This window comes from Limnoglobus roseus (assembly GCF_008254045.1).
In the GTDB taxonomy this organism is placed as follows: domain Bacteria; phylum Planctomycetota; class Planctomycetia; order Gemmatales; family Gemmataceae; genus Limnoglobus; species Limnoglobus roseus.
Window position 1 is genome coordinate 5847150 of sequence record NZ_CP042425.1, and the last position, 26501, is coordinate 5873650.

Annotated in this window: 18 protein-coding genes; 8 read left to right on the forward strand and 10 right to left on the reverse strand. The window is 64.8% G+C overall.

All coding sequences use genetic code 11. From position 1 onward, the window contains the following. Nucleotides 1–14: 14 nt before the first annotated feature. The 4 genes from PX52LOC_RS41730 (at nucleotide 15) to PX52LOC_RS24670 (ending at nucleotide 4545) form a co-directional block, all read left to right on the forward strand. A complete protein-coding gene (locus PX52LOC_RS41730; RefSeq protein ID WP_178132568.1) occupies nucleotides 15–737 on the forward strand; it encodes a hypothetical protein in 723 nt (240 codons plus the stop codon). A 65-nt stretch (nucleotides 738–802) separates the two neighbouring features. Beyond that, nucleotides 803–2065, forward strand: a complete 1263-nt coding sequence (locus PX52LOC_RS24660; RefSeq protein WP_149112579.1) for an NAD(P)/FAD-dependent oxidoreductase — start codon at nucleotides 803–805, stop codon at nucleotides 2063–2065. 85 nt (nucleotides 2066–2150) lie between these two features. Beyond that, nucleotides 2151–3416 (forward strand): lysophospholipid acyltransferase family protein, encoded by a 1266-nt coding sequence (locus PX52LOC_RS24665; RefSeq protein WP_168219183.1) that lies wholly within the window; start codon nucleotides 2151–2153, stop codon nucleotides 3414–3416. Nucleotides 3417–4128: 712 nt separating this feature from the next. After that, nucleotides 4129–4545: a hypothetical protein gene (locus PX52LOC_RS24670; protein ID WP_149112581.1), complete on the forward strand. Its 417-nt coding sequence runs from the start codon at nucleotides 4129–4131 to the stop codon at nucleotides 4543–4545. On the opposite strand, the gene tsaB is transcribed toward PX52LOC_RS24670, so the two are convergent. Beyond that, entirely contained in the window at nucleotides 4538–5245 is a 708-nt protein-coding gene (gene tsaB / locus PX52LOC_RS24675; protein ID WP_149112582.1) for a tRNA (adenosine(37)-N6)-threonylcarbamoyltransferase complex dimerization subunit type 1 TsaB, read from the reverse strand. The genes PX52LOC_RS24670 and tsaB overlap by 8 nt on opposite strands. Nucleotides 5246–5307: 62 nt before the next feature. Between tsaB and PX52LOC_RS24680 the strand changes: the two genes are divergently transcribed. After that, the gene (locus PX52LOC_RS24680; RefSeq protein WP_149112583.1) at nucleotides 5308–5940 is read left to right on the forward strand and encodes a ribonuclease HI family protein; all 633 of its coding nucleotides are present in this window, start codon (nucleotides 5308–5310) and stop codon (nucleotides 5938–5940) included. A 34-nt stretch (nucleotides 5941–5974) separates the two neighbouring features. Next, on the forward strand, nucleotides 5975–8413 hold the full coding sequence (locus tag PX52LOC_RS24685) for a PEP/pyruvate-binding domain-containing protein (protein WP_168219184.1): 2439 nt from the start codon (nucleotides 5975–5977) through the stop codon (nucleotides 8411–8413). A 3-nt stretch (nucleotides 8414–8416) separates the two neighbouring features. On the opposite strand, the gene PX52LOC_RS24690 is transcribed toward PX52LOC_RS24685, so the two are convergent. Together PX52LOC_RS24690 and PX52LOC_RS24695 are read right to left on the reverse strand one after the other, a co-directional pair. After that, nucleotides 8417–9847: a DUF1501 domain-containing protein gene (locus tag PX52LOC_RS24690; RefSeq protein WP_149112585.1), complete on the reverse strand. Its 1431-nt coding sequence runs from the start codon at nucleotides 9845–9847 to the stop codon at nucleotides 8417–8419. A 3-nt stretch (nucleotides 9848–9850) separates the two neighbouring features. Continuing rightward, nucleotides 9851–12034, reverse strand: a complete 2184-nt coding sequence (locus tag PX52LOC_RS24695; RefSeq protein WP_149112586.1) for a PSD1 and planctomycete cytochrome C domain-containing protein — start codon at nucleotides 12032–12034, stop codon at nucleotides 9851–9853. A 335-nt stretch (nucleotides 12035–12369) separates the two neighbouring features. On the opposite strand from PX52LOC_RS24695, the gene PX52LOC_RS24700 reads away from it, so the two are divergent. Together PX52LOC_RS24700 and PX52LOC_RS24705 are read left to right on the forward strand one after the other, a co-directional pair. Further along, complete coding sequence (locus PX52LOC_RS24700) at nucleotides 12370–15192, forward strand: serine/threonine-protein kinase (RefSeq protein WP_149112587.1); 2823 nt, start codon at nucleotides 12370–12372, stop codon at nucleotides 15190–15192. A 36-nt stretch (nucleotides 15193–15228) separates the two neighbouring features. Next, nucleotides 15229–16485, forward strand: a complete 1257-nt coding sequence (locus PX52LOC_RS24705) for a TIGR02996 domain-containing protein (RefSeq protein WP_149112588.1) — start codon at nucleotides 15229–15231, stop codon at nucleotides 16483–16485. On the opposite strand, the gene PX52LOC_RS24710 is transcribed toward PX52LOC_RS24705, so the two are convergent. The 7 genes from PX52LOC_RS24710 to PX52LOC_RS24740 form a co-directional block, all read right to left on the reverse strand. Beyond that, nucleotides 16474–18198, reverse strand: a complete 1725-nt coding sequence (locus PX52LOC_RS24710) for a DUF885 domain-containing protein (protein WP_149112589.1) — start codon at nucleotides 18196–18198, stop codon at nucleotides 16474–16476. The two genes, PX52LOC_RS24705 and PX52LOC_RS24710, sit on opposite strands and share 12 nt — an antisense overlap. Before the next feature lie 14 nt (nucleotides 18199–18212). Next, nucleotides 18213–19508 carry a TIGR03790 family protein gene (locus PX52LOC_RS24715; RefSeq protein ID WP_168219185.1) on the reverse strand — a complete coding sequence of 432 codons (1296 nt, stop codon included), beginning with the start codon at nucleotides 19506–19508 and terminating at the stop codon, nucleotides 18213–18215. Between the two features lie 4 nt (nucleotides 19509–19512). Continuing rightward, nucleotides 19513–20364, reverse strand: coding sequence for an alpha/beta hydrolase family esterase (locus PX52LOC_RS24720; RefSeq protein ID WP_168219186.1), 852 nt, complete (start codon nucleotides 20362–20364; stop codon nucleotides 19513–19515). A gap of 1 nt (nucleotide 20365) precedes the next feature. Continuing rightward, complete coding sequence (locus PX52LOC_RS24725; protein WP_168219187.1) at nucleotides 20366–21364, reverse strand: GGDEF domain-containing protein; 999 nt, start codon at nucleotides 21362–21364, stop codon at nucleotides 20366–20368. A 325-nt stretch (nucleotides 21365–21689) separates the two neighbouring features. Then, the gene (locus PX52LOC_RS24730; protein WP_149112593.1) at nucleotides 21690–23501 is read right to left on the reverse strand and encodes a GTPase; all 1812 of its coding nucleotides are present in this window, start codon (nucleotides 23499–23501) and stop codon (nucleotides 21690–21692) included. After that, on the reverse strand, nucleotides 23498–25306 hold the full coding sequence (locus tag PX52LOC_RS24735; protein ID WP_149112594.1) for a GTPase domain-containing protein: 1809 nt from the start codon (nucleotides 25304–25306) through the stop codon (nucleotides 23498–23500). Before PX52LOC_RS24735 ends, PX52LOC_RS24730 begins: the two co-directional genes overlap by 4 nt. Nucleotides 25307–25358: 52 nt before the next feature. After that, nucleotides 25359–26492, reverse strand: coding sequence for an NAD(P)/FAD-dependent oxidoreductase (locus PX52LOC_RS24740; protein ID WP_149112595.1), 1134 nt, complete (start codon nucleotides 26490–26492; stop codon nucleotides 25359–25361). Nucleotides 26493–26501 lie beyond the last annotated feature (9 nt).

The following is a 26501-nucleotide window of genomic DNA, read 5'->3' on the forward strand; positions in this document are numbered from 1 at the left end:
GACGGGGTCCGCGCATGGCTGATACAATCCCGATAACCTGCCCCGGGTGCAAGAAGAAGATGCAGGCTCCCGCTGCGATGGCCGGGAAGAAGATTCGTTGCAAGGATTGTGAGACCGTCATCACCATTCCTGGGAAGGCGGCATCGCCGGCCGCTGCTGCGAAACCGGCCGCCAAGCCGGCGGCGAAACCCGCCCCCAAGCCTGCGGCCAAGCTGGCTGCTCAGCCCAGCCCCCCGCCCCCGCCGGCCCCCAAGCCCGCCGACGATGACGACGAAGACGCGAACCCGTACGCCGCCCAGAAGGACGACCTCGACATCGCGCGGTGCCCGTTCTGCGCCAAGGAACTTGACCCGCCGGACACGCTGATTTGCCTGAACTGCGGCTACGACCTCGTCCAGCGGCGGCGGCACGAGAGCAAGAAGGTTTACGCCCTTTCGACCGGCGACTACCTCAAGTACCACATGTCGACGTTTGCGGCCACGATCGGCGTGATCCTTTTCATCACGCTGATCGTACTTGCGATCCTCTACATGGGGGAATTGTTCACGGAAATCGGACTGCAGAGCGATAAGGAGAACCCGATCACGAAGAAAAAGGACTACGACTTCCCCCCGGGCGCGTGCACGATGCCGTTCGTGGTGATGTCGCTGGCCGTGATCTGGAAACTCGGCTCCTTCGCATTCGTTCGGTACGTGTATAAGTGGAAGCCCATCGAGAAGAAGAAGGTGCAGAGGTAACAGGTACAGGTGCGGGTTTTCAGCCGCGGCTGATGAGTTCGACTTCCACCCGGAACGGATCACGTATGTCCCAGGCGGACGTTCTTATCGTGGGAGCCGGGCTGGCCGGGCTGTGCTGTGCCCGACGCCTCCAGCAGTGCGGAATCTCGGCTCAGATTCTTGAGGCGTCTGATGGCGTGGGCGGCCGGGTCCGAACGGACGTGGTCAACGGCTTCCGCCTTGACCGTGGGTTCCAGGTTTACTTGCCCGCCTACCCCGAAGGCCAGCGGGTGTTGGACTTGCCGGCCCTCGACCTGCGGCCGTTCAAGAAGGGGGCGCTGGTCTGGTACCGCGGCCGGTTCCGCCGCGTCACCGACCCGAGCGAAGGAGTGTTCGGGGCCGCGATGGGACTTTTCAACCCGATCGGCACGCCCCTCGACAAACTCCGCGTCGCGCGGCTGAAAGCCCGCCTTCTGGGTTCCTCCTGGGAAAAGCTGTTGACCAGTGACAACGGTCTGACACTCGACGAGTTGCGGGTGAACCGGTTCTCGGCGAAGATGATCGAACGGTTCTTTCGCCCCTGGCTCGGCGGCATCTTCCTCGACAACAGCCTGACGACATCGAGTCGGTTTTTCCGGTTCGTGTTCCGGGCGTTCGCGGCGGGCGGGGCCGCACTCCCCGCGCGGGGAATGGCCGCCATTCCCGAAGAGATTGCATCGGGGCTGTCCCCGGGGGCGATCCTCTTGAACTCCCCGGCGGAATTCGTCCGCAGTGGCGAGGTGCGACTGGCGGGTGGTGAAGCGATCCGTGCCCGTGCCGTCGTGGTCGCGACTGACGGCCGGGTTGCCGGCCAACTTCTCGGGGAGGACGTGCCGCCCGTCTCCTTTCACGGCGGCACCACACTCTACTACTCGGCGGCCCGGTCGCCGCAACGGGAACCCATCCTCATGCTCAACGGGGAAGGGCAGGGCGTCGTGAACCACGTGGCCGTCCTGTCCGACGCCGCCCACACCTACGCCCCGGCGGGGCGGGCACTGATTTCCGCGTCGGTACTCGGCATTCCGAACGCAAGCGACCCTGACCTCGACCGCCAAGTCCGCGATCAGTTGCGGTCGTGGTTCGGGGAGGTTGTTACTGCATGGGAATTGCTCCGAGTGGACCGCATCCCCCACGCTCTCCCCGACCAGTCGGCCGGGCAACTCGACCTCTGGCAGCGGTCCGTGCGACTCCGGCCGGGGCTTTACATCTGCGGCGATTCGCGCGACCAGGCGTCCATCGACGGGGCCATGACCTCCGGCTTTCGGGCCGCGCAGGCCGTCGCGGAAGATTTGGCGACCCAACAGGCATGACGTTCTCCCGATGAGCGCGTTCGGGGACGCGCGATGCGGGTTCGGTTTGGTAGAATCAAGGCACCGCAGGAACGAGAGAGATCGGATGGACGCCGTCACCCCGTCAGAGGGCCATAAATCACAGCGAACCGCAGACCGATTCCTCGGCGCGGCCCGGGTCTGCGTGTTCGGCGTGGTGCTCAACTTGTTTGTCGTGGTTCGGGCATCCGAGAGCCTGTCGGTGTCGTTTCCCAACAATTTGTATCACCTACTCGCCATCCCGATCGGGGCGATCCTCTCACTACTATTCCTTCACCGGTTCCGCGTTTTAGGCTTGTGCCCCCCGGCGATCTTGCTCCTTTCGATCTCCGTTCTCTCGGCGTGGTTCCTGGACGTGTGGCCGTTCTGGGCGCTCGTCGTGGCCAGTTTTGCAGGGGGCGTCGTGATCGGTGCCTACCTGCGGTACGAATGGCAGGCCACCGGAGTCGGTTTGGTGTCACGAACGATCCCGACGGGCGACTGGTTGGCCCTCGTTGTGATGGCGGCCACGCTCGTCGGGTTGCAAGGGTACTACCCACAACTCACCGCTCAAACGGTCCGGTCATCCCTGTCAGTCTTCGACCTAGCCCTTCTTGCTTTTTGTTGGGTCCGGCTCTTTCGGCCGTTCTTTGAACTGTGCGTGGAAGCCGTTGTGTGGCGGGGCTATCGGATCGCGCCGCGGGGGAGCGGATTGAGCGAGTTTCCCCGTCAAGGTCCGGTTCTCGTCATCGCGAACCACGCCTGCTGGTGGGACCCGTTGTTTCTGGCCAAGGTGTTGCCGCGTCCGATCACGCCGATGATGACCTCCGCGTTCTACGACCGCTGGTTCCTCCGGCCGTTGATGGTGTACGTGTTCCAAACGATCCGCGTGGCGGACGTCCACATTCGGCGGGAAGCTCCCGAAATTCAGGAAGCGATTCAAGCCCTGGATCAAGGGAAGTGTGTCGTGATCTTCCCGGAAGGGTACCTCCGGCGGAAGGAAGAGATTCCGCTCCGCCGGTTCGGTCGGGGCGTGTGGGAAATCCTCAAATCCCGCCCCCAGACGCCGGTGGTCGCCGGCTGGATCGAGGGCGGGTGGGGCAGTTACGCCTCTTACTGGAACGGCCCGCCCACCAAAAACAAGAAGAACGAATTCCGCCGTCCGATCACGGTGGGTTTGGCCCCCGCGCAGTGCGTCACGCCGGAAATTCTCCAACACCACCTCCAAACGCGCCTCACATTAATGAATCAGGTGTCCCAGGCGAGACTTCAACTCGGCCTGCCGCCCCTGCCGGAATTCGAATGGAAGGCGAACGAGGAAGCGGAAGCCTCGTCACAGTCTTCGGAATCGTGACAATCCGTACAGTTTTACTCCCTTCGCCAATTCCTACGACCGTCATCAATCTTAAACCTTCAACTCATTTCCCTTGAATGTAATTTTGCCCGCGTGCAAGGGCAATTCTAGTCTTGGTTACACTGGTATCAGTCGCAGCGATCCGATCGCGGCTGCGTGTATTGGCCGCGTGCATCAACTGCCTCTTATCATCGGGTTTCACCATGCGGATGCGAACGATTCTCTTGATCCTCGCCCTTGCGAATGTCGCGATGGCCACCGGGTGTTGCGGCCGCTTTTTGCGGGGCGACTGCTGTGGCTCGACCTCGCGAGCAGACCTCCCGCCGCCGCCGGCCTCGGGCTACTGTCCGAACCCTTGAAACCCCGGCATTCCGAATTCTCCGCGGCCCTGGGACTTTAGTCTCAGGGCCGCTTCATGAAACCACCCCACCCTTCGACCTGACAAGTACGCCCGTCATTTCTGAAGCCATTTCAGCAGTCCGAACAGTCCCCGTCGCTTAACCCTCTTGCGGCTTGAAACGAACCCATCTCGATTTGCCCATTCCACCAACCGGCGCATACTCTCACTGACGGCCAGGAACAGCCGACGCACGGCCGCGGGTGCCAGATGAGCCCGCGAATCGATCAGTCATGCCGAATGCAGACGGTCCAGCGCCACCGGGTTCTGGGTTGTTCCGCTCAAGCCGTGTCACGAAAGGGAGGTCTGAACACCATGATTCGCCGAATCGTTTTCGCCGCCGTGTTTGTTGCCGTCGCGCTTTCGACGACCGGCTGTTGCGGCGTGTTCCGCAACTTCGTCTACCGCATCCGGAATTGCAACGGTTGCTACCCCGCTTACGGCGGTTACGCCGGGGGGTGCTGCGGAGACGGGGGCGTCGTGTCCCCGAGTTATTCGACTCCGATTGTTGATGCCGGCCACGGTCCGGTGATGGGACCGCCCGCGAGTGGGTGTTCGAGTTGTTCGTCGAATCCCGCCATGCCGTATCCCACGGCCGGTGCCGGCGTGCCGGTCGTTCCCGGTTACGGGGTGGCGCCCGGTTCGACGCCCGTGGGGGCGTATCCGATGGGCGGTGGTTACCCGATGGCCGGCTACCCGACTGCGGGCGGACAGGTCGCGGGGATCAAGTAACACCGGCCCCGCGGTTCGCAAGATCGTCCCGCTTGGCCTTTTCTTCCGCAGAGCTACCGCGGAGGTAGAGCGGTTCGATTCGAAACAGTTCTTCGCGGCCGAGGGGCGTCAACCTCTCGGCCGCTCGCAACATCCCCTCCAACTGCGGTTCACACGCGAGAGGATCGACGACTCGCGCGTCACACGGAAGTTGGTTTCCGTACACCGCCACGCCCGGACCCATGAGCCACAATTCCTTGTTCGCCCACGGCAACCACTCGCCTGCGGAGACAATTTGCAGCGGCTCCGTCGGTTCGCGGAAGCCGTCATTTGTTTCGAAGCGTTGGAAGTACAGCGTACCCTGAAGGGCGTCGGCGATCACCCAGAGCCGGACAGCCTCCGGTGGGGCTTGCTGGGCGACCGCGTTGAACGTCGGCACCGCGATAAGGGGTACGCCGCTCGCGTAAGCCAGCACCTTCGCCGTTGTCAAACCAACCCTTAGCCCGGTGTACCCGCCGGGGCCAATGCCGACCAAAATCGCCCCCAAGTCGCCGACCCGAAGTGACTCGGCCGTCAAGAACCGTTGCACGGTCGCCATCAAATCGCGGGCGTGCCTGCAGTTCTCGTCCAACTTGGCCGCGTGGATCAACTCGTTTCCGCGGGCCAACCCGACGTTTCCGATGCGGCCCGAGGTTTCCAGAATCAATCGCCACTCGCTCATCGGGAACCCGTGAATAGAATCGCGTTCACGCGCAGAAGTCGGCCCCACCGGACGCAGACGCCATGATTGCCGAGGCGACCTTGAACATCGACGGCGGTTCGCGGGGCAACCCCGGACCGGCGTCCTACGCTGTTGTGTTATCGCAGGGCGGCCGAACCGTCATCGAGGAAGCCGAAACCATCGGCACCGCCACCAACAACGTCGCGGAATACACCGCCCTCGTCCGCGGGCTGGAAGTCGCGGCGGGGCAGGGCGTTCAGCAGTTGACCGTGCTGAGCGACAGCGAGTTACTCGTCAAGCAAATGAACGGCGAGTACCGGGTGAAGAACGCGGACCTGCAAGGACTCTTCCGGCAGGCCGGCGAACTTCGCCAGCGGTTCCGAAGCGTGACGCTGTCACACGTTCGGCGTGAGCAAAACAAGCGGGCCGACTTCCTTTGCAACGAGGCGATGGACGGCCGGCCGCGCCGCCGCGGCGAGGTCTACGTCGAATCGACCGCCACTCCACCGCGGCCCTCAGTTGTCAAACCGGCGCAAGTAGTGGGCGACGAGCGCGTCCGCGATGACGCCGTGGAATGCCTGCAAGCCGCCGCCGAGGCGTGGGCCGCCCACGGGCCGAAGAACCCTCCCCCGGCGATGGTCTGGGAACAACTCTGGTCCATTTTGGAAGAGGGCGACGTTCTCAAGAAGCGTTGACCGCTCCCACTGCCTCAGGGTTCGAGAGCACTTCATGGCCGAGATCCTTTCGTTCGAAGCCGTCACCGCTGAAGACGCTCCCCGCATTGGGGGGAAGGGCGCGAGTCTTGCAGAGATGGCGAAGGCGGGTCTGCCGGTTCCCACCGGCTTCGTGATCACGACCGATGTCTACCGGCGGTTGTGGAACAGTGGCCTCCGCAGTGAACCAGCGTTGGCGAACCTCCTGATCGACTGCTTTCAAAAACTCGGCGGCGGTGTCGCGGTGCGATCGTCCGCGACCGACGAGGACGGCTCGGCCGCGAGTTTCGCCGGGCAGCAAGAGACGATCCTCGGCGTACACACGGGCGAGGAATTGCTGGCGGCGGTGGAGCGGTGCTGGAACTCGCTCCATTCGGATCGGGCGAAAGCCTACCGCCAAAAGCAGGGCATCGCCGACGACAAGGTGGCGATGGCGGTGGTCGTTCAGAAATTGATCCCCGCCGAGTCGGCGGGCGTTTTGTTCACGCACGACCCCACGACGCCGAATTCCGATCAGATGATCGTGGAGGCATCGTTCGGCCTGGGTGAAGCCGTGGTTTCGGGCAAGGTCACGCCGGACCGATTCGCTCTCGACCGTCGGACCGGAAAAGTCATCGAGCGAACCCTCGGCCGGAAGACGATTCGCGTGGTCGATGGCCGGGAAGAACCCGTCCCCCCCGAGTTGCAGAAAACGTTCTGCATCTCGGATGCGGCCCTCGCGCAACTCGCCGAGCTCGGGCGGGCAGTCGAGGCGCACTACGGCGATCCCCGCGACATCGAGTGGGCGGTCGCAGGCGGGCAAATCTTTTTGCTCCAGGCGCGGCCTATCACCACACGCGCCGAAGACGGTGGCGACGTCCGCGCGGAAGTCATCGACCGGATGAAGTCCCTGGCTGATCCCCGCGGCACCGTCTGGGTGCGGTACAACCTCAGCGAGATTCTGCCACGGCCGACGCCGATGACGTGGGCCGTCGTGCAGCACTTCATGGCGGCCGACGGCGGCGTCGGTCGGATGAACTGCGACTTCGGCGGGAACCCCGATCCTGCCTTGAACGGCGTGGGGGCGTTCGACCTCGTCGCCGGTCGGCCGATGGCGAACTTGTCGCGAATGCCCCGGCTTCAGTTTTCGCCGTCGCCGTTCGAGTACCCGTTGGCCCAATTTCGGGCCGACCCACGGTTGGCCCTCGACCCGAAGCCGAGCGTCAACCCGCTGAAGGACGGCGTCTTTAAAGGCCTCTTTCGCCTGCCCGGATTGATGCGGCGACTGTCGCGGATGGCGGCCACGGTTCGCGAACAGTCCGAATCGTTCGCCGGGGAGTTCCGCACGGTGATCGTGCCGCCGTTCGCGGCCGACGCAAAGGCCGCGATGCGGCAGAAGTGGTCGCAACTCGATTCATCCGCCGTGCTGGGGTTGTTCCAACAGTGGGTCCCGAGAACCCTGACGGACTTCGCCCGCCACAGTCTGAAACCGACCTTTCTGGCCGAGAACGCCTGGAATGGCCTCATCGAACTGTTGAAGCCGAAACTCGGGGATGAGCGGGCGCGGACCGCGGTGGGCGAGTTGGCCCTCGGCGCGAAGCCCGACCCGGGCACGGATCTGCCGGCGGCCTTCTACGACCTCGCGGTGGGGCGGATCGACCGAGCCGAGTTTCTCGAAAGGTTCGGCCACCGAACCGCGAACGAGATGGAACTGGCCGCACCGCGGTGGAGCGAGACGCCGGGAGCACTCCCGGTCATGCCCTCACGCGCCACACCACCCAAGACCGACCCGCTCGAAACAATTCTCGAAGAAGCCAAACTGTCCGCGGCCACGGCCGAGCAACTTCGCAAACAGGCGGGGCAGCTTCGCACGTATCTCGGCCTGCGCGAATCTGCCAAGCATTACCTGCTGCTGGGGTACGCGGTCATCCGGCGGGCACTCGTGGAATTGGACGGGCGATACAAACTGGACGGCGGAATCTTCGACTTGCTCCCGGACGAGTTGCCGGGACTACTCCAAGGCAGAGACGTGAGGCCGGTGATCGCGGCGCGTCGAAAACGACGGCAGCGCGAACTCGCCCTGGCGGTCCCGCATGTTCTGTTCAGTGACGACCTCGACGCCATCGGGCGACTATCGCCACCTCCGGAAGGGGCGAAGGTCTTGTCGGGGACCGCACTCTCGTTTGGTGTCGCCGAGGGACCTGCGCTCGTACTCCGTGAGCCGACTTCGTCGGAAGAGGCGGCCGACGGGTTCGTCCTCGTCTGTCCGTCCACCGACCCGGCTTGGGTGCCGCTGTTCGCGCGGGCAACGGCCCTCGTCATGGAAACGGGCGGCTTGCTGTCGCACGGGGCCATCGTGGCCCGCGAGTTCGGCCTGCCCGCGGTGGCCGGCTTGCCGGACGCCACCCGGCAACTGCAAACGGGGCAGCGGGTTCGCGTGGACGGCAACGCGGGCGTCGTGACCGTTCTCGACTGAGGTCTACGCGAGGATGTCCCGCACGACCTCGCCGTGAACGTCGGTGAGGCGGTAGTCGCGGCCCTGGAAGCGGTACGTCAGCTTCGTGTGGTCGAGGCCGAGTTGGTTGAGGATCGTCGCCTGCAAGTCGTGGACGTGGACGTGCTTCTCGGTCACGTTGTACCCGATCTCGTCGGTCTGGCCGTGAATGATCCCCGGCTTCACGCCGCCGCCGGCCACCCACATCGTGTAGGCGTCGATGTGGTGGTCGCGGCCGACCGTCTCGCGGGTTTCTCCCATCGGCGTGCGGCCGAACTCCCCGCCCCAGACGACCATCGTGCTGTCGAGCAACCCCGTGCGCTTCAGGTCTTTCACCAGCGCGGCGCACGGCTGGTCGATTTCCTTGCAGATGTTGTCGAGGGACTTGCCCAGGTCGATGGCCCCGCCGTGGTGGTCCCAGTCGGTGTGGAAGAGTTGGATGAACCGCACGCCCCGCTCGACCAACCGCCGGGCGAGCAGGCAGTTGTTCGCGAACGACGCCTTGCCGGGTTCCGCCCCGTAGAGGGCCAGCGTTTCCTTCGTCTCGGTCTTCAGGTCCATCAACTCCGGGGCGGCCGTCTGCATGCGGAAGGCCATCTCGTAGGCCGCGATTCGCGTCTCGATTTCCGGGTCGCCGACGGCCGACTGCCGGAGCTTGTTTAAATCGCCGACCGCGTCGATGAAGTTGCCCTGCTGCTTGCGGTCCACGCCCTTCGGCGAAGCGAGGTCGAGGATCGGGTTCTCCCCCTTCAGGAACGGGACGCCTTGGTACAGACTGGGCAGGAAGCCGTTCGACCAGATGGCCGCCCCGCCGCGCGGGCCACGCGGCCCCGATTGCAGCACGACGTACCCCGGTAGGCTGTCGGACTCGGAGCCGAGGCCGTAAGTGACCCACGCGCCCATGCCCGGCCGGCCGAACTGCGGCGACCCGGTGCTGAAGAACACCTTGGCCGGGCCGTGGTTGAACACGTCCGTCTTCATGCCGCGGAGCCAACAGACGTCGTCCACGATGTCGCGGTGGTGCGGGACCAACTCGCTCAGGTCCATGCCGCACTGGCCGTACTTGCCGAACTTCCGGGCGCACGCGAGCAGCTTCGCATCGCCCTTGATGAAGGCGAACCGCTTGCCCATCGTGAACGAGTCGGGCACCTTCTGCCCGCCGAGTTTGTTCAACGTCGGCTTCGGCGTGAACAGTTCCAACTGCGACGGCCCACCGGCCATGAACAACAGGATGACGGCCTTCGCCTTGCCGGGGAAGTGCGGCTTCCGCGGGGCGAGCGGGTCTTTGCGCTTCGGCACGGCCGCGGCGGCATCACGGTCCAATAGCGACGCGAGGGCCATCGTGCCGACGCCGAGGCCGCAATCGCGGAAGAAGCCGCGTCGCGTCGCGGAATCGGGGAGAGCGTAGGGTTCCATGCGCTATTCTCGCGTGATGAATTCGTCGAGGTTCATGAGGACGCGGCCGACCGCTGACCACCGCTGGGCTTCCGCGATGCCGGCGGCGTACTTGAGCACGCGGGACCGCTCCGCGTCGCCCGGCAATCGTCCGAAGCAGAGGCGGTAGGCGAAGTCGATCCGCCCCGCGTCGTCGGTCGGCCCGGCGCTGACGATTCGCTTCCCGAGTCCGTCGGCGAACTCCAGGAAGGCGGGATCGTTCGCGAGGTGCAGGGCTTGCAGCGGCGTGTTGCTCCGGTTTCGCTTCGTGCAGGCGGTCTGGGCGTCGGCCCCGTCGAAGGTCGTGAGCAGCGGGTGCTGGCTCTGTCGCCAGATGTAGGTGTAGATGGCTCGGCGGTAGCGGTCTTCGCCCTTGCTCTCCGGCCACGGGTGCTTGCTCTGCGTGAAACTGAACACTTCCGGCGGTTGCGGCGGGTAAACGGGCGCACCGCCGACCTTCTGTGAGAGTAGGCCGCTGGCGCACAGGGCGGCGTCGCGGATCGACTCGGCTTCGAGCCGTAACCGGTTCTGCCGGGCCAAGAGCAAGTTGCGGGCGTCCTTGTCGCGGAGTTCCGGGCGGGCGTGGGACGCCTGTCGGTACGTGGCCGAGAGGACGATCAACTTCTGAATCTGCTTCGTGGACCACGCCTTGCCGACCGTCGGTTCCATGAACTCGACTGCGAGCCAGTCGAGGATTTCGGGGTGAGTGGGTGAACTCCCTTGCATGCCGAAGTCGTTCTCGGTTTCGACCAACCCCTTGCCGAAGAACTGTTGCCAGTAGCGGTTCACCACAACGCGGGCCGTTAGCGGGTTGTCGCGTGACACGAGCCATTTCGCGAGGTCGAGTCGGGACTTGCCGCCGGCCTTCGGTAACGCCGTGGGCGCGGCCGGTGTGACTTCGTCCCCGGGCCGAAGGAAGTCGCCGCGGATTTGCACGTGAGTTGGCCGCGGCTTGGCACGCTCCTTCAGGACCAAACTCGACGGGATCGCGCCTTGGGTCTTCTTGATCTGGGCCTTCAGCTTGTCGATGGCTTTCAGGTCGCCGTCCTTCTTTTGAATCTCGGCGATCTGAGCGTTGAGGTCCGCGATCTTCTGTTCCAACTCTGGCGAACCGCCGATCGTGACCGTGGGTTCGTCGCAACTGTTGAAGTAGGCGTAGAGGCGGTAGTAGTCTTTCTGCGACACCGGGTCGTACTTGTGGTCGTGGCACTGCGCACAGCCCATCGTGAGGCCGAGCCAGACGGCCGCGGTGGTGTTGGCCCGGTCCACCGTCCGCTCGACGCGGAATTGCTCGGCGTCGGTCCCGCCTTCCTCGTTGAACGACGTGTTGCGGTGGAAGCCGGTCGCGATCTTTTGGTCAACCGTCGCCTTGGGCAGGAGGTCGCCCGCGAGTTGTTCAATCGTGAATCGGTCGAACGGCATATCGGCGTTGTACGCCTTCACGACCCAGTCCCGCCACGGCCAGATGATCCGCGCGCCGTCGATCGTGTACCCGTTGCTGTCGGCGTACCGGGCCATGTCCAGCCAGTGGCGGGCTTGCCGCTCGCCGTAGTGCGGGGATGCCAGGAGGCGGTCGATCACCTTCTCGTAGGCGTCCGGAGAAGTGTCGTTGACGAAGTCCTCCACTTCTTTCGGCGTGGGCAGCAGCCCGATCAAGTCGAGCGATGCCCGGCGGATCAGCGTCGGGCGGTCGGCTTCCGGGGACGGGGCGATGCCCTCCTTCGCTAGCCGTGCGCGGATGAAGTGGTCGATCGGGCTGGTCTCTGATTTCTGACCTCTGATCTCTGGCCGCTTCGGGGCCACGAACGCCCAGTGCGGCGTGTACTCCGCGCCGGCGGCGATCCACGCCTTGAGTTTGGCGATTTGCTCCGGCGTGAGCGGGTCGCCACTTTCGGGCGGCGGCATGCGGCCGTCGTCGTCCTTCGCGATCAACCGCTGGAACAGCGGGCTTTCGTCCGGCTTGCCCGGCACGATGGCTTCTTTTTCGAGGGCTTTGGCACGGTCATCGAGCCGCAACTTCGCCTTCGCCGTACCGGGGCCGTGGCACTTGAAACAGGTGTTGGAAAGGATCGGGCGGATGTCCCGCGAGAAGTCAACGGCCCGCTCCTCCGCGATCACGGAACCCGGAACGAGAACGCACGCGAGGATGAGCCAGGGAGAGAATCGCATCGGCACAACCAAAAGGGGCAAAGTCCAGGCAGCTCTGTGGATATTCTTCCAACTAGGGGACGAACCCGCAAGGGTTGAACCGATATTGTTGCCGCGAGCGAACAGATTGCTTGAGGGGTTTTGTCCCGCGACGAGAATCTTCCACCCGCAGGAAATGAAAATCAGGAATTAGTCTACTCTCTTTTGCAACATCCCCGGGCCTATGCCATAGTCCCGGTAACCTGAATTCGGCTGATCGGATCGCCCTCTCGACCGCTGGCCGTTCACGCATTCAAGGAAGAACGGTGCGTGACAAACTGACCCGCTTCGAGTCCCGAACTCGCGTGTTCCCCACAATGTCCCGACTTGCCCCATTGCTGGATTTGCACGACGGTACGCACGACTTCGGCGTCGACCTCGCACGAACGCCGTTGCCCGGGGGCACCCTGGGTACGATCGCGACCGACATACACTCCTTCCAACATGCCGAGATCGACCCGAGGGCGGGTGACCCGTTCCCGAATCCGGGCGACGATTTCTTCGGCTTCGAGCTCGTCGACGAACTCGGCCGCGGGGCGTTCGGCCGCGTGTACTTGGCCCTCGAGCGCCAACTCTCGAACCGGCCGGTTGTGCTCAAGGTCACGCTGAAGGCGAACAACGAACAGCACCGCCTCGCCCGGCTCCAGCACACGAACATTGTTCCAATTCAAAATGCCTTCCGCCGCGGGCCGTACCACGTCGTCCAGATGCCGTACTTCGGCCGGCAAACTCTCGCCGATGTGATTAGCCACGTCCGCACCGATAGTTGCTTCCCGCAAGTCAGCGGCGACGTTTTCACGACCGTCGCGAAGGCCAGCACCCAGCGGAACACCCGGCACGATTCGTCGAAGGTGGATTCCGGCGTCCAGCCGTTCGCCCCGCCGCGGATCTCCACTGAGGACGGAGTCGCCGTCGAGTCGGCGGCGGAAATCACCGACGTTCACCCGCTGCGGAACTTGCTCACCGGGATGCCGTACACGGAGGCAGTTCTCGCCATCCTGCGGCGGCTCGCGGACGGGCTGGCTCACGCCCACCACCGCAACATCCTGCACCTCGACTTGAAGCCGCAGAACGTCCTGTTCAGCGACGACGGGCAGCCCATGCTGCTCGACTTCAACCTTTCCGCTGACCGCACGACGGACGACCGCAAGCGCGTCGGCGGGACGTGGCCGTACATGGCCCCCGAGACGATCCGCGCCTTCGCCAAACTCTCGGACGAAACGCCCGACGAGCGAACGGATCTTTACGCACTGGGCGTCATCTTCTTCGAACTCCTCACCTGCCGGCTGCCGTTCGCGACGATCCGCCGGGTGCCGGAAGACCTGGTGACCGCCGTCGAGGAGCGAGAAAAGGGCGCGCCGCCCATCCGCGATTTCAACCCAGACGTGCCGCACGCGGTCGAATCGATCATCCGGAAGCTCCTCTCGCCGAAGCCGGCCGACCGCTACCAGACGGTGGACCAACTGCGGCAAGACTTGCAGCGGCAACAAGAACACCTGCCCCTGCTATACGCCGCCGACCGGAACCCGCTCGAGCGCCTCCAGAAATGGAAGAAGCGCAACCCGAACATGATGAGCCGGTTGGCCGGTGTCATGGCGGTGACGACGGTCGTGATGGGCGTCTTCTGGTTCCTGAGCGTTCGCCGCGATCGCTCCCACACCGAGTCGCTCGTGCAGGCCGCGGGAATGAAGGCCGCGCTGTCCAGCGCGCGGATCGACTTAAGCTCTCCCACCGACGCCCTCGCCCGCGGCCAGGGCGCTCAGGCAATGACCAACTGGCTGACCAAGTACCATGCGGGCGAACAGGCCAGCTGGATCAACGGCGAATTCACCCGCACTCTTGACGAGGCTCAACGGAATGCCGTTCTGAGCGACATTGGCGAGTCCGCACTGTTGCTGGCTCACGCGGCCATGCTGGACGCCCGCACGGCGGTTTCGACCCACAAGAACGAGACCGTGCGACAGGCCGTGAAGTGGAACCGCGTTGCGGAAGAGAGCTTCGGCACGACGGTCCCGGCGTGCGTTTGGCTCCAGCGCCAGGAACTCGCGAAGAGTTTCGGCCAGGACGACCTCGTCGCGTCGGTCCCGGCCGAGTTGCCGCGCGACCGAACCGACCTCGACCTTTTCTTTCAAGCCGCGACCGAGATCAGTAACAGTGATTGCCACGGGGCCGTCAACACTCTGTCCGCCCTGACCGAACGGCAACCGGCACACTACGCGGGCCACCTTCTGCTCGCCATGTCGTACCAGGCGACCGGCCAGCCGTACCAGGCGTTGGAACGGTACAAGATCGCCAAGCCGCTCGCCCCGACCGACCCGCGGGCCGCCTACAACTGTGGCTTGCTCATGCAGCGGTGGGCCAAGTTCGAGGCTGCGGAAGGCGAATTTACACAGGCATTGTCGGTCGCGCCGAAGCACGTGCCCTCGCTCCACCAGCGGGGCCTCATCCGCCTCAAACGCCAGAACCCGGCGGGGGCGGTCGAAGACTTCTCGCTGGCCCTCCGGAGCGGCGGCACTGCCATCGGCCTGTACCTCAACCGGGCCGACGCTTACGAACAGATGAACCGTCCGACCGAGGCCCGCCGGGACCGCGAAACGGCGAGCGGGTTGACGGCCCAGACGGTCGAAGACTTCGCCGCCCGGGCGACCTACTTCCGAGCTTCCGACCCGGCGAAAGCCCTTGAGAACTACGACCGCGCGATCGAGATGAACCCGAACCACATTCCCTCTTGGCACAACAAGGCCCATTACCAGGCCGAGACACTCAAAGACACAACGGGGGCGCTGGAAACGATCGCGAAGGTGGTTGACCTCGCCCCGAACTTCGCCCCGAGCCGGGCGGCGAAGGCGATCTACCTTGCACGCTTGGAACAGCGGGAGCAGGCCCACACCGAGATCGAGAAGGCATTGTTTTTCGCGAGCGATCCGGAAATCATCTATCAGGCCGCGTGCGTGTACGCCATGACATCGGAGCGAGTCAGCGGCGATACCGAGAAATCACTCGGCTACTTCCGCCAGTGCCTCCGCGACGGCTACCGCGACTTTGCAATCATCGACCAGGACAATGACATGAAGGGGGTTCTGGCCCGCGAGGATTTCAAGGCCGTACTCGACGCGGCCCGAACCGCCGGGGCAAAGTAGACCGGGGCCACTTTCGCCGCCTACAATGTCGGTCCGATGACCGATCATGACGCCCTGCTGAACGCGATCATCTCCGAACCCGACGACGACACGGCCCGCCTGGTTTACGCCGACTTCATCGAAGAAGCCGGCGAACCCGAGCGGGCCGCGTTCATTCGCGAACAAATTGAACTGGCCCGCGTGCCCGACTGGGAACCGTTGGCCGTACGCTACCGGCGGGCAGACCTCCCGACGCAAGCGGGCGACCGTTTTCGCTCCAGTCTGCCGTGGGCCGACGGCTGGAACCCGCGGTTCCCCTTTCGCCGCGGCTTCGGTTACGCCGTCAAGACGACGGCCGTCCGCCATCTCATCGAATTCGGCGAGCAATTGTTCGCCTCGGCCCCGCTTGGTGAATTGCATCTGCCGGGCGGCGACATGATGGAGTACCGCGAGTTCGCAGCCCAACCGTGGCTTCCTCACGTGCGAAGTGTGCGATTCTGGCTGAGCGTAACGCCCACGGAGCCGGTCCGAGCGCTCTGTGCCTCCCCGCTTTCGACCGGCGTGCAGGCCATCCACTTCGAGAAGGCGAGCAGTCCGGGGATGTCGTTTTTGGTCGAAGGTCTGTTCCAGTCTCCACTCGGCCGGCAACTGCGGGAACTCTCATTCCGCGTCGGCGATGGCTCGCAACTCGACTTGATCGAGGCGTTCGAAGCCGGCGGCCCGACGAACCTCGAACGCCTAGCGTTCGACAACATGGGGTTGGATTTGCTCGCCACGGAACGGTTCTCACGTTCGCCGGTCCTGGAAACGCTCCGCGAGTTGACCTTTCGGAACATGTTCTTCAGTGCGGCCCAGTTCGACCTGATCCTGCGGAGTGCGGCGACGGGTTTGGACGCGCTCACGTTTCGCAACATGGGGTACCGGCCGCGGAACCGCGCCCAGCTTTCGGGGCTGGCCGGCCTGAAGAAATTCCGCACGCTGAAGCGGTTGGACCTGACCGGCAGTTACGGCCTGCGGAACCACCTCCATGGCGTCTGCGTGAAGTCGCTACGGACGCTCCGCTCGCTCGGCCTCGGCGGCATTACACTCGACGAAGTCTTCCTGCGGCAACTCGTTCAAGCACCGTGCTGGCCGAACCTCGTCGAACTCGATCTCAGCGAGAACGCCCTGACGGATTTGGCCGCGGGCCATCTGCTGACCGTACCACGACCGCCGGAACTGACCACACTCGACCTCCGTGGCAACCCGTCCCTCCCCCCGCGCGTCAGGGAGGAGTTGCACGAACACTTCGGCCCGGCCATGCTATTTGACTAGCTCCGGCAGGTACTTCACCGGCAGTGTGCCGTGGCTCAGCGCGGCCTCGTGGTACTTCCCGAGATCGAATTTGTCGCCTTGCTCGCGCTGGACCTTCTGCCGCAGCCGGTAGAAGGCGGTGCGCCCGACGAAGTACGTCGAGAGTTGGCAGGAACTCTGTTTCGCTCGTTGCACCTTGCCGACCGCCTCGCCCTCGGTTTGGAAGCCGCGGTCGATGAGCAGTCGGAGGGCTTCCTCGTCGGTCATGTTCGAGCAGTGCATCCGGTGGTCGAGGATCGCGTTCAGCACGGCCCGGATGTAGAACTTCAACTGGTGCAACCGCAACGCAAGATCGCCGTCCCCGTAACCCTGATCGAGCATCATCTGTTCGGTGTATACCGCCCACCCTTCCGCAAACACGCCGGAGTAGAGCACCTTGCGGATCAGCGACGGGTGGCGGTTGCCGTACTCCAACTGCACGTAGTGGCCGGGGTACGCCTCGTGGATCGTAAGGATTTGCAGCATCGAGCGGTTGTACTCGCGGAAGAACGCTTCCTGTCGCGCGGCCGGCCAGTCTGACGGCGGCGGCGAGATCGCGTAGAGGCTGTCCGCCTTCGGGTCGAACGTCGGGGCCGGGTTCAGGTACGCCGCCGAGAAGCCACGCTGGAATTCCGGCATCTCGATGATCTTGCAGCGGTCCGGGTCGGGCAGCGTCAGGATGCGCTTCTCGCGGATGAACTGCTTGATCTTCTCGACCCCCTTACGGGCGTCATCGACCAAGCCCTCCGGCGTGCTGTGCTGCTTGCCAAGTTCGTCGAGGACGGCCTTCACCGTCGCCCGTCGGCCGGCTGCGTCGTCGGGGGGGAGGGCCTTGCCGGGGAAGGTCTTCGACCAGAGTTGCTTCGCGACGTTGTACATCTCGCGCTCGACGCGGTCGGCCTCCGCCTCGGCTTCGCGAATCACGTCGGCGGCGGACAGGCCGGCGTCGAGTTCGAGTTCGAGCTTCTTGGCGAAGCGGTCCTGCCCAAGCCGCCAGTCGCCGGACGATCGCGGGAGCAGGTCTTTCTCCAAGAACGTCTGGTATTCCTTGAGTGTGGTGACGGCCGCTTTGCACGGTCCGGTGAGTTCGCTCGCCCCCGGCGTCGTGCCGGCGAGGCCGAAGATGTCTTTCTCGTAGAAGGCGATGGCCCCGAGGTTCCGCTTAATGGCGATCTCGGTTAACACCTTCGGCGGGGCCTTGAGCGACTCCTTCGCGTCGGCGATGACCTTCGGGATGTACGTAATCCGCTTGGCAGCGTTCGCCGTGTTCCGCTCCTTCGGCAGCGTCGATTGCGTGAACAGCGAGAACACGCTGTCCGAGACGTACTCGCCGAACACCCGCGGGTCGTTCGCGAAGCGAGAATCGTGTTCCGCCTGCCAGAGCGAATACTTCAGCGCGTGCGTCCAGATTTCGAGGTCGATCTGAGCCGATCGCGTCAGCTTTTTGGCGTCGATCTTCGCCGCGAGGTCGGTGAGGAGCTTTTTCGTGCGATCCACGTCCTCGGACCGTGCCCGTGGCGAGAGGTCGTCGAGGCGGTCGTCGTACTCGTGGTTGCCCTGCGAAGTCGCGAACGCGGGGTGGCGGTGAAACTCGTCGGTGAGATACGCCTGAAAGGCGGCGGCGAGTTTTGCGTCTTCGCCGGTCGGGTCGGCGGTTGGCATGAGCGGCACCGTGAGCAACAGCAGCGGCAGCATAAGTTCCCTTGTCGTTACTTGAACATCGCGGCCCCACCCTTGGGGCTGGGGACGACTTGCGTCTCGTCGAGCTTCGGAGTTTTCTTGTACGGATTGTAGAGCGGGTCGCCGACGAGGACGGTCATCCAACTCGTGAAATAGACCGTCCGGGCGTACGCCTCGACGAGCGTGTACTTGCCGGTCGCGAGGAAGCCGAAGAACTCGGCCGGCTTGGGGAAGCCGATGGTGTACGGCTCCGCGACGGGGCCGAGAGTCGCGGCCACGCCGGCTTTCAGCAGGTTCGGACACCACACCTTCGAATCTGGTTTCCGCAGCGTCACGGCCTCGCTACTCGCGAGGTGCCACGCGATGGCTCCTTTCACGAACCGGCAGCACGGCTGGTAGTTGCCGTGCGCGTACCACCCGGCGTACAGGGCCGCGTCCGGGCAACTGTCGGCCGCGAAGGTTTCGTTCTTGTTGTCGAGCGTCACGTCGAACTTCGCCGACTGAAAGAGAGCGGCCATCTCCCGGAAGGATTCGTCGTAGCCGCCGTAACCGAGGCTGTCGCCCGGCTTCTTCGGGTCGAAACCGATCCCGCGGGCGTCGACGTAGACCTTGCCGGTCAACCCAACGGCTTCCACCTCCACCGCGTCGTCGATCAGCCGTTTCGCGATTTCCGGTGTGGGTCCGTCGAGGCGGCACGTCATTAACACGGGCGGTAGCTTTGCCTTCTGATCCACGGGGAACTGCCAGTGAAGGGGGTTCGGCTGCCACCGGACGAGGCGATACTCTTTCTGCCACAGCAGCATGAGCTCGCTGTCGAAGGCCGCCTCGCTTTGCTTGTGCGAGAGGGCCGCCTGCTTCTCTTCGAGCCGCTTCAAGTTGGCCCGCGCGGCTGTCAGTTCGACGGCATCCTTCTTCTCGGCCTTCTCCAACGCGGCGAGGTCGTCTTTCGCTTGCTGAAGTTTCGGCTTCAGTGTTTCGAGTTCTTGCTTCTCGTCCCGTGTCGGCTCTTGGCCGCCGACGCGGAGGGGGATTCCGTAAGTCGCGAGCAGACACTTCACCTTGTCCTTCCGCTCGCCGAGGGCTTCTCGCAAAACGGGGAGGACGAGCCGGTCGTACTCGGCACGACTGATGTCCTCGCCCGTTGGCAGATTCAACTCGACGACGTTCTCCTTCGGCACGCCGCGCTTTGCGACGTAGTGATCGGCGACCTCTCGCGACGCCGCGACCTTGCGGTTGACGAGGACGACGATCTCGGCGGGTTCGAGCGCGCGGGTGGTGGCAAGGAAGAGTACGGTGGCAAAGAGGGCCAGCAGCGGTCGCGTCATGGGGTCACAGCGAGTAGCGTTGGAAAAAGTCCCAGATACGGCGGTTCGCGTCGAGGCGGTCGGAGGGCGGGCCGCCGATGCGGCGGTTGAATTGCCCCTCGCCGCCGGGCCAGTGGTGGCCGAGACCGTCAACTGTAATCGACCGGAACTCGACGGGGCCAGGGAAAACCTCTTCGCGTATGCCGGCCGCGTCAACATCGAGGACCGACGCCGTTGAACACGAGTTAACCGCCGCCCATCGTTCGAGCGTACGGACGACTGGCGGCCGTTGAATCAGTTTGTTCCCCCACGGCAGTTCGACCGTTCCGCCGCGGTACGGCAAGAGCGGGTCTTGGGAGCCGATGATGTAGAGCGTGGGCACCGGCTTCGATATGACTTGCGGGGGGACCCAACAGTGCCCGGCCACCGGGGCGATGGCCGCTACAAGATCTGGCCGCTCCGCGGCGAACCGGAACGTCATCCCCGCGCCGTTCGAGAACCCCGTCAGGGAGATTCTTCGCGGGTCTGCCCCCGTGCGATTGATCGCGTCGGTGAACACGTGGGTCAGGAAATCCACGTCGTCGGCGTCCGTCTGGAGTTCGGCGTTTGCCGCTGGTGAGCCGTCGTTCCACCGGGGTGGGTTGGTCAAGAACTTGGGCGGTTGATCGGGCCGCGGCCGCAACGCCTCGGGCACGACCAGCACGAAACCTTGCTCGGCCGCGAACGCCGGGAGCTTCGTCTCATGAGCCGTCCACTCGGCCGTGCCGCCCGTGCCAGGCAGGAAGACGACTACCGCCGGCGCTTCGACGACGGCGGGCGGGCGGAAGATCAGGTAACGGCGGTTCTGCCTGCGGTGGTCGAAAGAGATTTGTTCCACGTCAGTTCGACCCGTTCCGATCGGGGTATCGCGGGTACAGTTTCCGCCGATGTTTCTGGGCGTACATGGCGCTGTCCGCCTTCTGGTAAGCGGTCTTCGTGTCGTCACCGTCGGCGAACGTGGCGGTGCCCCACGCCACAACGAGGTTATACGGCTGGGGTAGGCCGGGCAACCGCTGGCTGAGTAACTCGGAATCGATCGCGGAGAGCCGCGATTCCATTTCCTCCGCGTGGCCGCCGGGCATCACCACGATGAACTCGTCGCCGCCGATGCGGAAGATCGGATCTGTGACGCGGAACTTTCCGACCAACGCTCGCGAAACGAGCTTCAAGGCCGCATCGCCGGCGGCGTGCAGGTAGTTGTCGTTGAGTTGCTTCAGATCGTTCAAGTCGATGACCGCCAAGCACCCCGCCCCGCTCTCGTGTCCGCGGCCCGCGACCCACTCTTCGTACGCACGGCGATTGAGCAACCCGGTCAGACCGTCCGTGCGGGCGACCTTCTCAAGTTCCGCCTGGGCTTCCGCGAGCATTTGGTTGTTCGCGTGCATTTGATCGCGGATCCGCTCGCAGGCGAGGATGACTAGCCCCAGGACCATCAACAACTCTGCCAGTGAGTCGAAGATTACGGCCAACCAATGGACCTGCAACTCGACGTCGCCGGCGTCCCGCGTGCGGAACAGAATCAACCCGTGGAGTGTCATGAGGCCGACCACCGCCCACAGCCCGACCCGCACGATCGGCATGCCGAGGGAAGGGCGGGGCGGCGGGGTGCGGAAGTGGGTCGCCGAGTGCGCCGCCGCGAACAGCATGGCCATGCCGAAGAAGTGGTAAGGCACGGCGTAGCGGAAACTGGGCACGACCCATGGGGCGACTACACCGAACATAAAAAAGGGGGCGAGTCGCCAGAGGTCGTGGAAGTCGAACGCCATGCCGACGGTGTACTCGCGGAGGCCGGACCAGAGCAGGAAGACGGTGACGTAACTGCCCAAACAGTACGCCATGAAACAACCGCGGTTGTACCAACTCGAGGTGTCGGTTTGAAACGTGAACGACAGGCAGGCGAGAGCCAGGACAAAGGCGACTGACGAGGCGGCCCACGATGTCAAGAAACGAACCTGCATCGCCCGGCCGAGTTGCCACAAGAAAAATGCAACCAGGCCCGTACCAATTGTTTGAACTGCAATGGCACCGAGGACGAACCCCATAAAGCCAATTCACAACAAAGCTCGGCATCCATGACGGGATTCCCCACCCTAGTATACCCTAGTTGATGGGTGAAGATGGGTAATTTATCGGTTGTACGGTCTTTTTATGGTTCTGCTGCTGTCACGCTCCATACAACTCGCCGACGTGCGTGGCGGACTCCCGGGCGGTCAGCCATTCCGTGATCTCCCCGGTTTCGCGAATCACCGATTCGACCTGCTGACGGTCTTGCAGCACGTTCGCGGCCGACTCCTTCGGAACCGACTGATAGGCGCGGAGGTACTCGGCCTCCAACCGCCCCCGCAGTTTCCGTTCGAACTCGCCACGAATAGCCGGCCAGCGGACGGGGAAGACGAGCGACACGAGGACGTGTAAGAGGATCAACGTGCCGAGCGTGACGAAGAATGGCAGCAAGACGTGGAAGAACGACGGCGTGAAGTCCTCGACAAAGAACCGCCATAGCAGGACGAAGATGGTGGCGATCAGAACCCCTTCCGGCAAGTAGTTGGCGAGGGTTCGCACGGCGGCCTGGAGGTACGCCATCCCGCCCGTCGGAGTTGTGAACTCGCGCTCCACTTCGGTCAAGCTGTCCACGACGGCCCGCGTGAATCGCTCGTCCCAGTCCATCTTCGAGACCTGAGCCGTCGGCTCGTTCAGCAGGTTCACGGGGAAGCCTTGCTGGTCGGCGTCTACCAGGAGCTTGTTCACGAGCGCGAGGCCACGTTGGTCCAGAACTCGGTCGCCGGCCGAGCGGGCGCACCCGTGGGCGAATTCCGTCAGGTCGATGTCTTCCGGTGGGCCGGGTTGCGAACCGCCAGCCAACGGAAGGCGACTGCGTATCGGCCGCCAGGCGTGCGACATCGTCGTCAGCCGCAGGTACGCCGCCATGATGCCGCGGAAACGGTGTTGGCCGCGGACGTTGAACTGTTGTTCGATTTCGGTTCGGTGCGGGTCGAGCGACGCGACGAGAACCTCGGTCGAGACGCCGGCCTCGTCTGTCAGGTGGCCGGACCACGACGCGGAAACCTTCTCTGCCTCGGCCGTCAAATCGGGCGGGAGCACGGCTTCCGCCGCGGTCGCAACGTGGTCGAGCAACAGGCCGACGCCCCGGGCCTTAACTGCTTCGATCTCCAACCGCGTCAGTCCGAGTTCCAGCCACTCCTTCAGTTCCGCGAACTGTTCGCCGTCCAGTTTCCCCGCCGTCGGAGTCGCCCCCTCCACCCACCGATCGGCACTGGTGCGGAAGAATCGCGGGTTCATGAACCCCTCGGCTTTCAGGTCCGCGAGCCAGTCCTCGTCGGGGCGAACGCCGGACTTGAACGACTGGAGGCAGCGGTCCCACTTGTTCAGGATGAACGCGAACCCGCGTCGTTGCCGTTGCTGCTTGAGGAGTTCCAGTGTGAACTGGTCGTGGTACTTTTCCTGCGACCCGACGTAGAGCACCACGTCGGCGACCGGCAACAGCGACAGGAGTTTGCGACCGTTCTCCTCGTCGTTGCTGTCCACGTCCGGCGTGTCCACGATGACCTTGTGGGCCAGGCTCTCGCGGTCGTGGCGGATCAGTCGGCAGTGCCGCAGGGAGGGGTCGAGTTTGTCGGGGTTGACCGAGTTGTGGAAGTACACCACCGGGTCGCGTGTTGTGGGCCGAGTCGGGGACGCCTGGGCCACGGCCGCCCCGGCGAGGGCGTTCATCAGCGTGGACTTGCCGACGCCGGTGCCGCCCATGAGCATGACGACGAGCAGCGGGTGGTCCACGTCGAGGGCGTCGGCCTTCCGCTTCAGGTCGTCCGTCAGCCCTTCGGTTTCGGCCCGCCGGACGACCGGCACGGGGTAGAAGTGTTGGCCGTCCAGCCACGCGCGGAGCCGCCTCTCCAGGCCGCGGAGGAGCGGGGCCAGCGTACGAAGGAACGGGGCGTCGGAGGGCGTCTGACTCATGCGGGGTTCGCCGGTGGTGTCGCGGTTGTCAGGGCGGCCAGTTCGCGAACGGCCTCGGGCACACGGCGGAGGGCGAGCTGCAATCGCTCGACCGAACTGCCGCCACTCGCGGGCAGATCTTCCAGCCACCGGGCCATCGGCTTCGTGACGACCTCGCTCAACAAGGCTTCGCGCTTGGCCCGCGCGGACGACCGTGCCGCATCGACTCTCAGTCGGATGGCGAGCTCCGCCGCCGTGTGGCCGACCGCCGCCGCGACCGGCAGCAAGAGCAGGTGGTACCACTCCGGCGGCCACGTCAGCCAGAGCGCCGTGACCACCGCCGCCACGTCGACGCCGAGCATGCCGAACCGCAATGCCCCGAGCGTGCCGGGGTGGGCTTGAAGGCTTTCCGTCAGCGACCGGCCGGCTTGTTCGAGTTCGTCGCCCTCCTTGAGTTCGAACTGCCGGGCGACCACCTGGAAGCGGTCCATCGCCTGTTGCTTCAAGCCCGAATCGAACGACCGGGCGACTTCCTTCCAGATGCTGTGCGTGCCGGTGCGGCGGAGGCTCTCGGCCTGAATCGCCTCAATCCAGCCGGTCATGGCGTTCGTCAGCACCGTCTGTTCCGGGAGGTTCGGCACCTCAACCGGCCCGCCGAGCTTGACCACGAAATCGCGGGCGTAGGTGAAGGGCGTGCGGAGGATCGCGAAGGCCTGGTCGGCGTAGCGAGCGGGACCGGGGAGCCGGAGCATGTCGATGAGTTGTTGCCGCGTGCGGTCGAACCGGCGGAACGGTTCGCCGACGAGGTATTCCTTGCGGTAACGCTCCTCGAAGGTCCGCCGCCCGCCCGCCACGGTCGCGCTCCAGGCTTCCAGTTCCGTCAAGTCCTTCCGCGCGACCTCCAACAATCCCGCGGCCGAGGTTTCGAGGTACTTCACGGCGTTCCGCACGGTGCGCTCGCGGACTTCTTTTGGCGACGGGCAGAGGGCCAGGATTTGGTTCAGCAGCGGCACGCGGTACTTGGCCCCCGCCTTGCCGGGGTCGGTCCGCTCGGCCTCGTTCAAGAACGGAATGACGACGACCGGGATGGGCGGAATCTCCGCCTGGCCGTTGATTCGCGGCAGCACCTCCTGCCGGAAGTGCGCGACCAGCGAAGGCGCGTCGGCCTCCTTCATCTTCGTCAGCACGACGACCACGGCCTTGCCCGCTTCCACGAGCATCTGCAAGAACTGCGTCGGAACCTTGTCGTTGTACCGCTCGTCCGAGGCGACGTAGACGATCACGTCCGCGAGGGCCGAGACCTCGATGAGCCGCGTGACGTACCCTTGCGACGCCCACGTCGTCATGTCCGGGCAGTCCCAGATGACGAAGTCGGTGAGCGGGTCCGCGGCCTCCGACGGCGAGACGCGGTGGATCTGGTAAACGTCCTCGTCCCGGTTCGACGGGCTTTTCTCCGTGATCTTCCGCAGTGGCCCGAGGAAGCCGAGGTACGACGGCCACGCCAGAGTCTGGGCCGCTGAGACGTAGGCCGTGGGGTGACGGGTGTAGCCGGCCTGCGGGTTCGCCTCGGCCACGACGCCGCCGGCGAGGAAGTTCGAGACGGTACTCTTGCCGGAACCCGCGCCGCCGACGACGGCGATGTGCAACGGTGGGACCGGCTGGCGCTCGATTGCGCCGCTCACGACGTTCCGCGTCAGCGCGGCGGCGAGCCGCAGGTGGCCGGCGTGCCGGGCGAGGTCGGGCTGCTTGCGGCAGTGCTCTTCCAGCCAGTCGTAATCCGCGACGAGTTGAGCGAGTCTCGTCCGCGGGCTGTCGGGTTCGGTCATGATCGCATTTCAGCAACAGGGGAGAGGGCGGCCAACCTCATTTCACGAAGACTCACGACCGAAACGCCGGCTTCGCCTGCAAATCCGGCCGGCGAGCGAGGGCGAAGGCATCTTTCGGGACGCATGTCGGGCGGTCGAAGATCAACTCCGTCACGAGTTGGGCCGTGCCGAGGGATAACTGAATTCCCGCGCGCGAATGGCCGGTCGCCGCGAGGACATTGTCATGGCCGGGCACGCGGCCGATGAACGGCATCCCATCCGGGCTGCCCGGTCGCAGCCCGGCCCAACTCGCTTCGACTTTCGCGTTGGCGAGTGCCGGGACGATCGTGCGAGCGAAGGCGTGAAGGTTCGCGAGTCCTACTTCGGTGGTTCGCTTCTCGAACCCCGCTTCCGGCTCCTCCGTCGAGCCGACGAGGATACGGCCGTCGCCCCGTGGGACGAGGTATCGCTTGTCGTCGATCAGCGTTCGGCGGAGCAGGGCGGCCTCGGTTTTCAGCAGCAAGATCTGCCCGCGAATGGGGCGGACTGTTGGCCGGCAGTTCAGATCGTTCAGGTGGCGCTCGCTCCACGGTCCGGCGGCCAACAGAAAGCGGTCGGCCGTGACGCGGTTTCCGGACGCGAGTTGCACCCCGCGCACGCGGCCGTTTTCGACGCACCAGCCTTCGACCCCGGTGTGCGGGCTCAGTGCGATGCCGAGGTCGCGAGCGTGTGCGATCAACGCCCGAAGGTGCCAGGGGTTGCGGACCTGACCCATGCCGGACAAGTGATAACACGTCGAGTGCGGGGGAGAAAGACCCGGCTCTTCGTCCCGCAAGCGGGGGCCGTCCCATCGTTCGAACGCAACCCCTTCGGCCCGCCAGAGTTCGACCGCGTACTCGTCCGCCGGCGTCAGGAATTCCAGCCCGCCGTTGATGCGGTAGCCGTTGTCGATGCCGGTCGCGTTGGCCAACTCTGCGGAGACATCCGGCAGAGTCGCGGAACCGATGGCCCGCAGTTTGTCGAGTGGCGTGGCGGCGCGGTCCGGGTTGCCCGGCGGGATAATTCCCGCCCCGGCCCAGGACGCCTCGCGGCCGAGGTCTCCGCGGTCGTAGACGGCCACCGTCGCGCCGGCTTCCCGCAGGCGGATCGCGCACGTCAGGCCGATTATGCCGCCGCCGATGACCAGAATGTCGGGGCCGTTCGCCATACGTGCGTT

Coding starts and splice junctions, on each gene's coding strand:
- PX52LOC_RS41730 (WP_178132568.1), top strand. CDS start 15: ATGGCTGATACAATCCCGATAACCTGCCCCGGGTGCAAGAAGAAGATG.
- PX52LOC_RS24660 (WP_149112579.1), top strand. CDS start 803: ATGTCCCAGGCGGACGTTCTTATCGTGGGAGCCGGGCTGGCCGGGCTG.
- PX52LOC_RS24665 (WP_168219183.1), top strand. CDS start 2,151: ATGGACGCCGTCACCCCGTCAGAGGGCCATAAATCACAGCGAACCGCA.
- PX52LOC_RS24670 (WP_149112581.1), top strand. CDS start 4,129: ATGATTCGCCGAATCGTTTTCGCCGCCGTGTTTGTTGCCGTCGCGCTT.
- tsaB (WP_149112582.1), bottom strand. CDS start 5,245: ATGAGCGAGTGGCGATTGATTCTGGAAACCTCGGGCCGCATCGGAAAC.
- PX52LOC_RS24680 (WP_149112583.1), top strand. CDS start 5,308: ATGATTGCCGAGGCGACCTTGAACATCGACGGCGGTTCGCGGGGCAAC.
- PX52LOC_RS24685 (WP_168219184.1), top strand. CDS start 5,975: ATGGCCGAGATCCTTTCGTTCGAAGCCGTCACCGCTGAAGACGCTCCC.
- PX52LOC_RS24690 (WP_149112585.1), bottom strand. CDS start 9,847: ATGGAACCCTACGCTCTCCCCGATTCCGCGACGCGACGCGGCTTCTTC.
- PX52LOC_RS24695 (WP_149112586.1), bottom strand. CDS start 12,034: ATGCGATTCTCTCCCTGGCTCATCCTCGCGTGCGTTCTCGTTCCGGGT.
- PX52LOC_RS24700 (WP_149112587.1), top strand. CDS start 12,370: ATGTCCCGACTTGCCCCATTGCTGGATTTGCACGACGGTACGCACGAC.
- PX52LOC_RS24705 (WP_149112588.1), top strand. CDS start 15,229: ATGACCGATCATGACGCCCTGCTGAACGCGATCATCTCCGAACCCGAC.
- PX52LOC_RS24710 (WP_149112589.1), bottom strand. CDS start 18,198: ATGCTGCCGCTGCTGTTGCTCACGGTGCCGCTCATGCCAACCGCCGAC.
- PX52LOC_RS24715 (WP_168219185.1), bottom strand. CDS start 19,508: ATGACGCGACCGCTGCTGGCCCTCTTTGCCACCGTACTCTTCCTTGCC.
- PX52LOC_RS24725 (WP_168219187.1), bottom strand. CDS start 21,364: ATGGCGTACTGTTTGGGCAGTTACGTCACCGTCTTCCTGCTCTGGTCC.
- PX52LOC_RS24730 (WP_149112593.1), bottom strand. CDS start 23,501: ATGAGTCAGACGCCCTCCGACGCCCCGTTCCTTCGTACGCTGGCCCCG.
- PX52LOC_RS24735 (WP_149112594.1), bottom strand. CDS start 25,306: ATGACCGAACCCGACAGCCCGCGGACGAGACTCGCTCAACTCGTCGCG.
- PX52LOC_RS24740 (WP_149112595.1), bottom strand. CDS start 26,492: ATGGCGAACGGCCCCGACATTCTGGTCATCGGCGGCGGCATAATCGGC.